This is a genomic window from Dongia sp., from assembly GCF_041905885.1.
Taxonomy (GTDB): domain Bacteria; phylum Pseudomonadota; class Alphaproteobacteria; order Dongiales; family Dongiaceae; genus Dongia.
In genome coordinates this window covers 134,453-146,025 of sequence record NZ_JAYRKD010000012.1, presented here as the reverse complement: position 1 = coordinate 146,025, position 11,573 = coordinate 134,453, and the positions used below count along the sequence as shown (strand labels likewise).

The following is an 11,573-nucleotide window of genomic DNA, read 5'->3' as shown; positions in this document are numbered from 1 at the left end:
GCTTCTTCAGCCGATCGCTGCTCCGACATGCCTGGCTGGCTACATTGGTACAATCACCACCGACCCCATGCCGGGATCATGGCCGCTCCCCCAGCTCACCGACTGAACAACCTGCTTGGCAACGACAGCTAGCCCGCAGCAGCCTCAGCCGTTCCGCGCCGTCACGATCCACAGGCCCGCGCCGAGCAGGACTTTGCCGTCCTTCTGCAAGGGCGTGAAGGCGGCGCGCAAGGCGGCTTCGGCTTGCGCCTTCACCGCCGGCGCCGCGCCTTGCAGGGCGCGGCTGGCGGGGCCGATTTCCATGGCGTTGACCAGCGCCTCCTCCATACCCTTGCCGTTGCTGATGTCGGACTGGACGTCGACCGGCTCCAGCGCCACCGACTTGAAGCCGGCGGCGCCGAGGATGCGCTTCACCCGCTCCGGGTCCTGGAAGGCGAAGGGGCCGGGATCGTCCGGCTCCGTCTTCGGCATCGGCGGCACGAAGGGCGTCACGCTGTTGAGGATGGTGGTGATGAGGCCGTTCTCCTTCGGCGAGCGGAAGCAGGAGAAGGCCAGGCGGCCGGTTGGTTTCAGCGCGCTGCGCAGGTTGGCGAAGGCGCGCTCGGGCTCGGTGAAGAACATGACGCCATGGCGCGAGAACAGGAGATCGGCCGCACCGCGCTCGAAGGCATAGGTGGTGGCGTCGGCCTCGGCGAAGGAGAGGACCGGGTTGCCGGCGCCGCGCTGCTTGGCGCGGTCGAGCATCGGCTTCGAGACATCGACGCCCAGCACCTTGCCCTTGGGGCCGACCAGCTCGGCCAGCTGCAGCGAGGTCGCGCCGCAGCCGCAGCCGATGTCGATCACACGCTCGCCCGGCGCCACCGCGGCGCGGATCAGGGCGGCGTCGGAGAAGGGCTTCATGGCGGTGTCCCAGGAATGCTGGCGGGCGGTCCAGGCCCGGCCGGCTTCGCTGTTCCAGTATTCGATCTGGTCGGGGCCGGTTAGGCCGGGGCGGCGGTTAGCTTCCTGACTCATGATGACAGGATCCCTGTGCTATGGAGGAGCCGACGGAACGAATCTCAACACGGGGGAGACGGATGTACAAGCTCTACTGGGCACCGGGCAGCGCGGCGATGGCGCCCCAGGCGATCCTGAACGCGCTCAATGTGAAGCATGAGCTGATCAAGGTCGATGACGACAAGAACGAGCAGAAGAGTGCCGAATACATGCGCTTGAACCCGCATGGGCGGGTCCCGACCCTGGTCTATGACGGCGCCCAGGTGATGTACGAGAGCGCCGCGATCTGCCTGTTCCTGACGGAGCGGCATCCGGAAGCGGGCCTCGCCCCGGCGCCGGGGCATCCCGACCGCGGCCTGTTCCTGCAATGGATGGCCTACCAGACCAACACGCTGCAGGAAGCGCTGATGCATTACTGGCACGGCAACTATTTCATCGACGGCGTCGACCAGCAGGCGCAGCTCTCGGCCAAGGCCGAGCAGCGGGTCGATGAGATGTTCGGCTTCCTGGACGGCGTGCTGGCGCGGTCAGGGCCCTGGCTCTGCGGCAAGAACTTCTATGCCTGCGACATCTATCTGGCGATGATGGCGCGCTGGACCCGCAAGATGGAGAAGCCGGCGGTCCACCATCGCGAGATCAAGCGCCTGGTGCAGCACTGCCTGGCGCTGCCGGCCTATGCGAAGATGCTGAAGGACCAGGGGATCGAGCAGACGGCGTAGGCTTGGGCCAACGCAACGAGGGTCGCTCTACCATCAACCCCCTTCCTGGCCTTCCCCCATCTTGGGGGAAGGGACTCTTGTGAAGAGGCTGTTGCGGTTCTACTTACAAGAACCGGACGCCGACCTCTTGCCCCATCGAGCGGACGCGCTCGCAGTTGTAGCGGGTGCCGTCGTGCAGCTCGAGGACGAAGGTCTTGGGGATCGGCACCAGGTCGCCCAGCTTCAGCTTGGCGCCGGTCGGCGAGAGATCGCGCACGAAGCAGTCGATGACACTCTGGTTCTTGTTGAAGACGATCTTGGCGCTCTTCAAGGTTTTCGAGCGGCTGTTCGAACGGCGCGGGCTGGCTCCTGCCCGTTTCGCGCGACGCCGGTCGGATTCCACTGTTGGCACGCATCCCCTCCCTGGCCGCTCCCCAGCGGCATCTTGATCCCCGGAACCTCAGAAACCCTCAAAATCCATCCTTGAGGGCCGATTGCCGCAGGGGACTTCTGATTCCCGTCGGCTGTGGTATCCGGGCCTGATATTCTAGCGCCAAGACCAATGGTAAATGCAATGCGTGAAACGAGTAAAACCCGCCCTATCCACATCGTCGGCGGCGGCCTGGCCGGCGCCGAGGCGGCCTGGCAGGCGGCCGCGCTGGGCGTCCCGGTCATCCTGCACGAGATGCGGCCGGTCCGGCGCACCGACGCCCACAAGACCGAATCCCTGGCCGAGCTGGTCTGCTCCAATTCCTTCCGCTCCGACGACGCGCTGAACAACGCGGTCGGGCTGCTGCATGAGGAAATGCGGCGGATGGGCTCGCTGATCCTCGCCGCCGCCGACCGGCACAAGCTGCCGGCGGGCGGCGCGCTGGCGGTCGACCGCGACGGCTTCGCCGCCGAGATCACCGCGCGCCTCACCCAGCACCCGGCGATCGAGATCCGCCGCGAGGAAGTCGCCGGCATCCCGCCGACCGAGTGGGACAACGTGATCATCGCGACCGGGCCGCTGACCTCCCCCGACCTCGCCCAGGCGATCCTGGATCTCACCGGCGAGACCGCCCTCTCCTTCTTCGACGCGATCGCGCCGATCGTGCATAAGGACAGCATCGACTTCGACAAAGCCTGGTTCCAGTCGCGCTATGACCGCGTGGGACCGGAAGGCGACGGCGCCGATTACATCAACTGCCCCTTGAGCCGCGCCGAGTATGACGCCTTCCATGCCGCGCTGCTGGCGGGCGAGAAGACCGACTTCAAGGAATGGGAAAAGTCGACGCCCTATTTCGAGGGCTGCCTGCCGATCGAGGTGATGGCCGAGCGCGGTCCGCGCACGCTCTGCTTCGGGCCGATGAAGCCGGTGGGCTTGACCGACCCGAAGACCGGGCGGCGGCCGCATGCCGTGGTGCAGCTCCGCCAGGACAACGCGCTGGGCTCGCTCTACAACATGGTCGGCTTCCAGACCAAGCTGAAGCATGGCGAGCAGGCGCGGATCTTCCGCATGATCCCGGGCCTCGAGCGCGCCGAGTTCGCGCGGCTGGGCGGCCTGCACCGCAACACCTTCATCAACAGCCCGCGGCTGCTCGACCGCGATCTCAGATTGAAGCAGCAGCCGCGCCTGCGCTTCGCCGGCCAGGTGACCGGGGTCGAGGGCTATGTCGAGAGCGCCGCCATCGGCCTGCTGGCCGGGCAGTTCGCGGCGCGCCAGCGGCGCGGGATCGCCAGCGAGGCGCCGCCGGCGACCACGGCCTTGGGCGCGCTGCTGGACCACATCACCGGCGCGGCCGACGCCAAGACCTTCCAGCCGATGAACGTCAATTTCGGCCTGTTTCCCGAGCTGCCCGCCCCCGCCGGCCTGACCCGCGCGCAGGAGAAGCAATGGCGTGCCGAACGAAAGCCCGCGCTCGCGCGGCGGGCCCTCGACGATCTCGCCGGCTGGAAGGGGCGGCTCGGCATCACCGACCCCGAGCCGCTGGCCGCCGCCTCGTGATCCGCGGCCTCCTCGCCCTGCTGGTTTGCTTTGCCGCGCTGGCGGGCAGCGCCGCGGCCGACGATCTGGTCCTCTACTTCCACCAGCGCCCGCCCTACTCCGCCAAGCAGGCGGACGGCGGCGTGAAGGGCATCACGGCGGACATCGTCAACCAGGCGATGTCGAAGGCCGGCATCGCCTATCGCTGGGAGGAGCTGCCGAGCGCCCGGCAGATGGAAGTGCTGAAGCGCAACGAAAGCCAGGCCTGCGGCCTCGGCTGGTTCAAGCGCCCGGAGCGCGAGGCTTTTGCGAAATTCACCGCCGCGATCTACCGCGACCTGCCGACCATCGTGGTCGCGCGCGCCAACGACCAACGCTTCGCCGGCACGCCCGGCATCGACGCGCTGTTCGCCGACAAGTCGCTGACCCTGCTGACCAAGACCGGCTATTCCTACGGCGCCGAGATCGACAAGAAGATCGCCGACCAGAAGCCCAAATCCCGCGCCGATGCGAGCGACAACCGCATCATGCTGGGCATGGTCAGCCGCGAGCGGGTCGACTACATGATCATGGCCGAGGAGGAAGCGAAAGACCTGCTCTCACAGAGCGACTTCGCCGATGCCGGGCTCGCGATCTTCCACCTCGCCAACCCGCCGGCCGGCGAGTTCCGCTACCTGATGTGCGCAAAGTCGGTGCCGGACGAGCTGATCGCGCGGATCAACCAGGCGATCCCGCCGCTTCCCTGATCAAGTGTTGATCGCGCCCAGGCGCGCCACGTGATCCTGCATGTACTGCACCATCACGCCCTCGATGAAGCAGATGTAGCGGTCCTTTTCATCGGACTGGTCTTCGCAGCGCCGGGCCAGGGTGTCCGGCAGGTCGAGCTCCTGCTCGAACCAGCTCATGACGCAGCTTTCAAGCTGATCGCCGCCATTGGACAGGCCGCAGTGATCGATGCCCCGGGCGACGATCGTGTTGGTGAGCGCTTCGATCATCGCCTCGTCCTCCCGCCAGAAGGCGGACGGGACCGGGCTGTCGTCGGACAGCCGATGGCGGATCTCGAGCAGCGTGTTGCCGAAGGCGACGCAGCCCATGAACTTCGCCACTTCGCTGTGGTAATCGCATTCGCGCCGGCCCTGCCGGCTGTCGTCGAAGGCCTCGGCAAAATGGCCGCGCAAGCAGGCGTTCAACCGGTCTTCATCCGCGGAGCTCGGGGTACAGGCCCTGATCAGGTCCACCAGAACCTGATCGAGCACGGCGTCGAACTCGGGCTCGAAGAATCGCCGTTCTTCACCCTTGGCGGTGGCCGACTGGATCCCGGTCCCGCCGCCGGGCTGCTGACAGCCGGCCAGCAAGACAGCCGATACGCAGATGATCCAGACCCAGCGCATGCAAGCCCCTACTTCGTGCCGAACAGCCGGTCGCCGGCGTCGCCCAATCCCGGCACGATATAGGCATTCTCGTTGAGATGGGAATCCAGGGCGGCGACATAGACCGGGATGGTCGGATGCGCCTTGGCCAACACCCGCACGCCTTCCGGCGCCGCCACCAGGGCCATGAAGCGGATGTTGTCGTCGGAAACGCCGCGCTTGTTCAGCACATCGACCGCTGCGGAAGCGGAATGGCCGGTCGCCAGCATCGGATCGACCAGGATGAAGATCCGGCCCTCGGGATCGGGCAGTTTCACGAAATACTCGACCGGACGCTTGGTGTCGTGGTCGCGGTAGAGGCCGATATGGCCCATGCGCGCCGCCGGGATCAGATCCAAAAGGCCATCCGCCATGCCAAGGCCGGCGCGCAGGATCGGCACCACCGCGATCTTGCGGCCGGCGATGGTCGGGGCGTGGAAGGTGGTGATCGGGGTCTCGATCTCCTTGGTGGTCATCGGCAGGTTGCGGGTGAGCTCATAGCCCATCAGCAGCGCGATCTCCTTCAGGAGCTGGCGGAAGGACGTGGTCGAGGTGGTCTTGTCGCGCATGATGCTGAGCTTGTGCTGGATCAGCGGGTGGTCGAGCACATAAAGATGGGGGAAGTCCGGATGCGGGCTGGCCATGCGCGTCCCTGTCGTTTCTCGGGGTATTGAGGCGGAGATTAGGGAGATCGACGGGCGGCCGCAACGCCGCTAGCTTGCGGCATGGCCGGCGCACCCGAGATATCCACAGAGATCGCCGTCATCGGCGCCGGCCCGGCCGGGCTGATGGCGGCCGAGCGCCTGTCGGCACGCGGGTTGAAGGTCACGCTGTTCGACGCCATGGCGACGCCGGGGCGGAAATTCCTGATGGCCGGCCGCGGCGGGCTGAACCTGACGCATTCCGAGCCCTTGCCGCAGTTTGTCGCGCGGTATGGCGACCGGGCGGCGCAGGTGGCGCCCTGGCTCGCGCGGTTCTCGCCGGACGACCTGCGAAGCTGGGCGGACGGGTTGGGTGCGGCAACTTTCGTCGGCAGCTCGGGCCGGGTTTTCCCCAAGGCGATGAAGGCGAGCGGGTTGCTGCGGAACTGGCTGCGGCGGCTGAATGAGGCTGGGGTCGAGTTCCGGCTGCGGCACCGCTGGCGTGGCTTCGAGGGCGATCGCCTGCGGTTCGAGGGCGAGGTCAGCACCGTCGCCGCACGGGCAACCGTGCTGGCGCTGGGCGGCGCGAGCTGGCCGAAGCTCGGTTCGGATGCCGGCTGGGCGGCGATACTCGGCGCGCGCGGGGTGGCGATTGCACCGCTGAAGCCGGCCAATTGCGGCTTCGAGGTCGCGTGGTCGGCGCATTTCCGCGACCGCGCGGCGGGGCAGCCTTTGAAGAACATCGCGCTGTCGCTCGACGGCGGCGAACCGGTGCCGGGCGAAATGGTCGTGACCCGCCATGGCATCGAAGGCGGCGCGGTCTATGCGATCAGCGCCGGCCTGCGGGACCGACTGCCCGCGGTGCTGATGCTCGACCTCAAGCCGCAGCTCAATGTCGAGGCGCTGGCGCGGCGATTGGCGGAGCGGCGCCGCGGCCGCTCGCTCTCCGCCTGGCTGACGGCGGAGATCAAGCTCTCGCCCATCGCCTATTCCCTGCTGCGGGAGGTGAAGGAGACCGTGCCGGACGATCCCGGAGCGCTGGCGGCGCTGATCAAGGCGCTGCCGCTGAAGGTTGATGGGACACGCCCGATCGCCGAGGCGATCTCTTCGGCCGGTGGCGTGGCTTTCGATGCCGTGGACAACCACCTGATGCTGCGCGCCGTCCCGGGGGTGTTCGTCGCCGGCGAGATGCTGGACTGGGAGGCGCCGACCGGGGGCTATCTCCTGCAGGCTTGCATGAGCTCGGCGGCCGTTGCGGCGGATGGCGCCGCCGCATGGTGCGCGTTACAGTCCAACAGGGGGAATGCTTGAAAGCCAACTATTCTCTGGCCGGCCTGGCCGCGACGATGCTGATCCTGGCCGCCTGCGCGGACCGACAGGCGTCGCCGCGCGTCCATGCGCCTTTCGCGGACGGCGCTCCCCCGGCGCGGGCCTGCCTGGCCGACGCTGGCCCGGATCGCACCTTCTGCGTGATCGTGATCGGCGCCGAGCGCACGCGGCTCGCGGGATCCAGAGTCTGCTCGCCGGTCGCCTCCGACGATCTCTCCGATACCTATGCGGTGATGGACTGGATCCGCGCCCATCCCGAGGCCCAGGACGAGGAACTCGGCCCGGTCATCGAGAGGGTCCTGTCGGAGATGCATCCGTGTGCTTGAGCTGCTAGCACCAATGCATCGTCATGGTCCGCGAAGGCGGACCATCCACGAGTACTATCGTGCAGCGGATGCAAACTCGTGGATGGTATGCCTTTGCATACCATGACGATTTCATTCGATGAATGAAATCGTCACTGCACCACGAAGCCGTGCTTATACGGGTCGCGGTCGTCGATGAAGATGGTGTTGTACCCGGTGACGCGGGCCCAGCCTTCGATCGAGGGGATGATGGCGGCGTGGTTGCCGACCTTGGCCTCTTTCACCACCCGGCCTTTGAAGAGGCTGCCGATGATGCTCTCGTGCACGAAACTGTCGCCGACCTTGAGCTTGCCCTTGGCCGAAAGCTGGGCCATGCGCGCCGAGGTGCCGGTGCCGCAGGGCGAGCGGTCGATCGCCTTGTCACCGTAGAAGACGGCGTTGCGGGCGTCGGCCTCGGGATGCTTCGGCGCACCGGTCCAGAGGATGTGCGAGAGGCCCTTGATGGTCGGGTTCTCGGGGTGCTGGAAGCTGTATCTCTCGTTCATGCGCTTCCTGAGGATCGGGCTCATGCGCACCAGATCGCCGGCGGTGAAATCCGCCATGTCGCGGTAATTCGCCTGCGGCTCGACGATCGCATAGAAGTTGCCGCCATAGGCGACGTCGACCTTGATCGGCCCCAAGTCCGGGCAGTCGATCTCCAGGCCTTCCGAATGCAGGAAGGCCGGGACGTTGGTAAGCCGCACCGATTCCACATACTCGCCGACCTGGTTGTATTCGGCGATCACCAGGCCCGCGGGCGTTTCGAGCCGCAGCGTGCCGGGGGTCTTCGGCTTCACCAACCCGTTCTCGATCGCGACCGTGACGGTGCCGATGGTGCCGTGGCCGCACATCGGCAGGCAGCCCGAGGTCTCGATGAACAGGATGCCGACGTCGCAGTCCTCGCGGGTCGGCGTGTAGAGGATGCTGCCCGACATCATGTCATGGCCGCGCGGCTCGAACATCAGGCCGGTGCGGATCCAGTCGAACTCTTTGAGGAAATGCTGCCGGCGCTCGCTCATGCTGGCGCCCTGGAGCTGCGGCCCGCCGCCGGAGACGACACGGACCGGGTTGCCGCAGGTATGGGCGTCGATGCAGGAGAAGGTGTGCTTGGCCAATTTGCTCTGTCCTTGCAATTTTTCACTCGTCATCCTCCGCGAAGGCGGAGGATCCACGAGTTTCTTTCGTGCGGCGGATACAAACTCGTGGATGGTACGCCTTCGCGTACCATGACGATCATAAGGTTAGCGGCCTTTCCTCAGTTCGTCGCGGATTTCGGTGAGCAGGGCTTCGGTCGGGGTCGGGCCGGCGGGTGCCGCGGCTTCTTCCTTCTTCTTGAAGCGGTTGATCTGCTTCACCACCATGAACAGCGCGAAGGCGATGATCAGGAAGTTGATGATCGTGTTGATGAAGGCGCCGTAGGCGATGACCGCGTGCTTCGCCTCCTTGGCGGCGGCGAGTGTCAGCGTGGTGCCGGGCTCGGTCAGGTCGATGAAGTGGTTCGAGAAGTCGAGCCCACCCATGATGAAGCCGATCGGCGGCATGATGATGTCGTTGACCAGCGAGGTGACGATGGCGCCGAAGGCGACGCCGATGATCACGCCGAAGGCGAGGTCGATGACATTGCCCCGCATCGCGAAGTCACGGAATTCCTTCAGCATGGCCGTCCCCCTGGGTTCTTGTTCCTGCCCGAAGGCTATGTCAGGGAATCAAGGCTTGCAAGGCGCCGACCACGCGGTCGACGTCGCCGTCCTGCATGGTCGGGTAGAGGGGAATCGAGAGGACCCGCTCGTAATAAGCGTCGGCGCCGGGCAGTCGGCTGGCGCCATAGCGCTGGCGGTAATAGGGCTGCCGGTTGACCGGGATGTAATGGACCATGCTGCCGATACCGGCGGCTTTCAGGTCCTTCATCACCTGGGCTCGGCTGCGGCCGATCGCGGCGAAATCGATCAGCACGGCATAGAGATGCAGGACCGGGTCGTCGCCGGGCGCGGGCGGGACCGGCCGGATCACCGGGGCGAGCGGCGGCAGCAACCTGTCGTAGCGCGCGGCGAGTTCCTTCCGGCGCTTGGCGTATCCATCGAGGCGCTTCAGCTGGCTCAGGCCCAGCGCGCAGGCGAAGTCGGTGATCCGGTAGTTGTAGCCCAACGCCTGCATCTCGTAATACCAGGGGTTCGCCGCGCCCTCGGCATCGAGGCCGAGATCGGGCTGCAGGAACTCCGCCGGGTCGCGCACCATGCCGTGGGTGCGAAAGGAGAGCATACGCTTATAGGCAGCTTCGTTGTTGGTGGTGGTGACGCCCCCTTCCCCGCTGGTGATGGTCTTCACCGGGTGGAGCGAGAAACAGGCGAGTTCCGAGAGCGCACAGGAACCGACCGGGGCCAGCGAGTTGTTGCCGGCCTGGTGACGCCCGCCGACCGCGTGGCAGGCATCCTCGATGACCGCGATGCCGCGCGACTCGGCGATGGCGCGGATCGCCGGCATGTCGACGCAATGGCCGTTGAGATGGACCGGCAGCACGGCGCGGACCGCGGCGTTGGGATGCCGGTCGAGCGCCGCCTGGAAAGTCTCAGCCGTGAGCCGCCCGGTCTCGGGATCGACATCGGCGAAGACCACCTCGGCGCCGCAGAAGCGCGCGGCATTGGCGGTGGCGAGGAAGGTGATCGCCGGCACGACCACGCTGTCGCCGGGACCGAGATCCAGCGCGATACAAGCGAGATGCAAGGCAGCGGTGCCGCTGTTGCTGATCACGGCATGGCGCGCGCCGACGGTCTCGGCGAAGGCGGTCTCGAAGGCGCCGACCAGCGGGCCGGTGGTCAGGTAGTCGGATTGCAGCGCCGCGGCGACGGCGGCGAGATCACCCGCGTCGATATCCTGCCGTCCGTAGGGCAGGAAGGGCGTGCTCACGCCGGTTCCGTCTGCAGGATCTCGGCAAGGCTCGCGGCCGGCATCCATTCGGAGTTGTTCCGGCTGTCGTAGCGGAAGCCCTCGGTGACCTGCTTCGCATCCGGGATCGCCGGGCGCTTGGCTTCCCAATGGATATGCGAGGGCTCGATCACATAACGGTCGGGCAGCTCGTAGGTGGTCCAGGCGTCCTCTTCGGTGATCATCACCTCGTGGAGCTTCTCGCCCGGGCGGATGCCGATCACCTTGGTCTTGCAGTTCGGGCCGATCGCCATGGCGAGGTCGGTCATTTTCATGCTCGGGATCTTCGGCACGAAGATCTCGCCGCCGCGCATCAGCGACATCGAGGAGAGCACGAAGTTCACGCCCTGCTGCAGGGTGATGAGAAACCGCGTCATCCGCTCGTCGGTGATCGGCAGCTCCTTGGCACCTTCCGCAACGAGGCGGCGGAACAGCGGAATGACGCTGCCGCGCGAGCCGATGACGTTGCCGTAGCGCACCACGCCGAAGCGGCAGCCGTCGGCGCCGGCCAAGTGGTTGGCGGCGATGAAGATCTTGTCCGAGGCGAGCTTGGAGGCGCCGTAGAGATTGATCGGGTTGGCCGCCTTGTCGGTCGAGAGCGCCACCACGCGCTTCACCCCGGCACGGATCGAGGCGTTGACCACGTTCTCCGCGCCATGGACGTTGGTGGCGATGCATTCGAACGGGTTGTATTCGGCGGTCGGCACTTGCTTCAGCGCGGCGGCGTGGATCACCAGATCGACCCCGCGCATCGCCATCTCCAGGCGGCCGGAATCGCGGACGTCGCCGATGAAGTAGCGCAAGGCCGGGTATTTCGCGACCGGCAGCTCCAGGCCCATCTCGTATTGCTTCAGCTCGTCGCGGCTGTAGACGATCAGGCGCGCGGGCTTGTAGCGCTCGACCACGGTCTTGATGAACCGCTTGCCGAAGGAACCGGTGCCGCCGGTGACCAGGATGCTGTGCCCGTCGAGCTGTGCCCGCGGCTCCAGAAAATCGAACAACGCGTTATTCCCCAAATGTCTTTGGCTGCGGTGCTTATCAGCCTTTCCCGCGGGGCGTCAATTCGAGGCGCTGCCGCAACCGATCCCCGCGCCCGACGGGCGAGAATGGGATCGCTCGCAGCCGCCCGAGTCGGCTTGCTACACTTGCAGCCGGCCCGGCGACCGCGTGCAATATTCACTATATTATTTTTTAAATACAGTAACTTACCTGAGACTTTGCGGCATGGCTTTCCGATTGCGACCGGGCGGTTGAGGGGCTATCACTCC

Annotated in this window: 13 protein-coding genes; 5 read left to right on the top strand and 8 right to left on the bottom strand. The window is 66.3% G+C overall.

Translation table 11 applies throughout. The annotated features are described in order from the left end of the window. Window positions 1-144: 144 nt before the first annotated feature. A complete protein-coding gene (locus ACH2CY_RS14455; protein ID WP_395019978.1) occupies window positions 145-1,014 on the bottom strand; it encodes a class I SAM-dependent methyltransferase in 870 nt (289 codons plus the stop codon). Between the two features lie 62 nt (window positions 1,015-1,076). On the opposite strand from ACH2CY_RS14455, the gene ACH2CY_RS14450 reads away from it, so the two are divergent. Then, the gene (locus ACH2CY_RS14450) at window positions 1,077-1,715 is read left to right on the top strand and encodes a glutathione S-transferase family protein (protein ID WP_395019977.1); all 639 of its coding nucleotides are present in this window, start codon (window positions 1,077-1,079) and stop codon (window positions 1,713-1,715) included. A 103-nt stretch (window positions 1,716-1,818) separates the two neighbouring features. On the opposite strand, the gene ACH2CY_RS14445 is transcribed toward ACH2CY_RS14450, so the two are convergent. Further along, the gene (locus ACH2CY_RS14445) at window positions 1,819-2,097 is read right to left on the bottom strand and encodes a PilZ domain-containing protein (RefSeq protein WP_395019983.1); all 279 of its coding nucleotides are present in this window, start codon (window positions 2,095-2,097) and stop codon (window positions 1,819-1,821) included. A gap of 171 nt (window positions 2,098-2,268) precedes the next feature. Between ACH2CY_RS14445 and trmFO the strand changes: the two genes are divergently transcribed. Together trmFO and ACH2CY_RS14435 are read left to right on the top strand one after the other, a co-directional pair. Beyond that, a complete protein-coding gene (gene trmFO, locus ACH2CY_RS14440; RefSeq protein WP_395019976.1) occupies window positions 2,269-3,681 on the top strand; it encodes a methylenetetrahydrofolate--tRNA-(uracil(54)-C(5))-methyltransferase (FADH(2)-oxidizing) TrmFO in 1,413 nt (470 codons plus the stop codon). Next, window positions 3,678-4,406: a substrate-binding periplasmic protein gene (locus tag ACH2CY_RS14435; protein WP_395019975.1), complete on the top strand. Its 729-nt coding sequence runs from the start codon at window positions 3,678-3,680 to the stop codon at window positions 4,404-4,406. The genes trmFO and ACH2CY_RS14435 overlap by 4 nt, the downstream gene beginning before the upstream one ends. Here ACH2CY_RS14435 and ACH2CY_RS14430 read toward each other — a convergent pair whose 3' ends face one another. Beyond that, window positions 4,407-5,051 (bottom strand): hypothetical protein, encoded by a 645-nt coding sequence (locus ACH2CY_RS14430; RefSeq protein WP_395019974.1) that lies wholly within the window; start codon window positions 5,049-5,051, stop codon window positions 4,407-4,409. It lies immediately after the preceding gene. 8 nt (window positions 5,052-5,059) lie between these two features. Then, window positions 5,060-5,713 (bottom strand): uracil phosphoribosyltransferase, encoded by a 654-nt coding sequence (upp, locus tag ACH2CY_RS14425; protein ID WP_395019973.1) that lies wholly within the window; start codon window positions 5,711-5,713, stop codon window positions 5,060-5,062. A gap of 81 nt (window positions 5,714-5,794) precedes the next feature. Here upp and ACH2CY_RS14420 point away from each other — a divergent pair, with 81 nt between their 5' ends. After that, window positions 5,795-7,021, top strand: coding sequence for an NAD(P)/FAD-dependent oxidoreductase (locus ACH2CY_RS14420; protein WP_395019972.1), 1,227 nt, complete (start codon window positions 5,795-5,797; stop codon window positions 7,019-7,021). Continuing rightward, window positions 7,018-7,365: a hypothetical protein gene (locus ACH2CY_RS14415; protein ID WP_395019971.1), complete on the top strand. Its 348-nt coding sequence runs from the start codon at window positions 7,018-7,020 to the stop codon at window positions 7,363-7,365. Before ACH2CY_RS14420 ends, ACH2CY_RS14415 begins: the two co-directional genes overlap by 4 nt. Before the next feature lie 131 nt (window positions 7,366-7,496). Here the strand turns inward: ACH2CY_RS14415 and ACH2CY_RS14410 are convergent, their stop codons facing one another. The 4 genes from ACH2CY_RS14410 to pseB form a co-directional block, all read right to left on the bottom strand. Continuing rightward, window positions 7,497-8,498, bottom strand: a complete 1,002-nt coding sequence (locus tag ACH2CY_RS14410) for a 4-hydroxyproline epimerase (RefSeq protein ID WP_395019970.1) — start codon at window positions 8,496-8,498, stop codon at window positions 7,497-7,499. A gap of 126 nt (window positions 8,499-8,624) precedes the next feature. Next, complete coding sequence (gene mscL / locus ACH2CY_RS14405) at window positions 8,625-9,041, bottom strand: large conductance mechanosensitive channel protein MscL (RefSeq protein WP_395019969.1); 417 nt, start codon at window positions 9,039-9,041, stop codon at window positions 8,625-8,627. A 40-nt stretch (window positions 9,042-9,081) separates the two neighbouring features. Further along, window positions 9,082-10,287: a UDP-4-amino-4,6-dideoxy-N-acetyl-beta-L-altrosamine transaminase gene (gene pseC, locus ACH2CY_RS14400; protein ID WP_395019967.1), complete on the bottom strand. Its 1,206-nt coding sequence runs from the start codon at window positions 10,285-10,287 to the stop codon at window positions 9,082-9,084. Next, window positions 10,284-11,306 (bottom strand): UDP-N-acetylglucosamine 4,6-dehydratase (inverting), encoded by a 1,023-nt coding sequence (gene pseB / locus ACH2CY_RS14395; RefSeq protein ID WP_395019966.1) that lies wholly within the window; start codon window positions 11,304-11,306, stop codon window positions 10,284-10,286. The genes pseC and pseB overlap by 4 nt, the downstream gene beginning before the upstream one ends. Window positions 11,307-11,573: the final 267 nt, after the last annotated feature.

What these genes read in the sequence shown, in the direction of transcription:
- ACH2CY_RS14455 (WP_395019978.1), bottom strand. Translation starts at nt 1,014, where the DNA reads ATGAGTCAGGAAGCTAACCGCCGCCCCGGCCTAACCGGCCCCGACCAG.
- ACH2CY_RS14450 (WP_395019977.1), top strand. Translation starts at nt 1,077, where the DNA reads ATGTACAAGCTCTACTGGGCACCGGGCAGCGCGGCGATGGCGCCCCAG.
- trmFO (WP_395019976.1), top strand. Translation starts at nt 2,269, where the DNA reads ATGCGTGAAACGAGTAAAACCCGCCCTATCCACATCGTCGGCGGCGGC.
- ACH2CY_RS14430 (WP_395019974.1), bottom strand. Translation starts at nt 5,051, where the DNA reads ATGCGCTGGGTCTGGATCATCTGCGTATCGGCTGTCTTGCTGGCCGGC.
- upp (WP_395019973.1), bottom strand. Translation starts at nt 5,713, where the DNA reads ATGGCCAGCCCGCATCCGGACTTCCCCCATCTTTATGTGCTCGACCAC.
- ACH2CY_RS14420 (WP_395019972.1), top strand. Translation starts at nt 5,795, where the DNA reads ATGGCCGGCGCACCCGAGATATCCACAGAGATCGCCGTCATCGGCGCC.
- mscL (WP_395019969.1), bottom strand. Translation starts at nt 9,041, where the DNA reads ATGCTGAAGGAATTCCGTGACTTCGCGATGCGGGGCAATGTCATCGAC.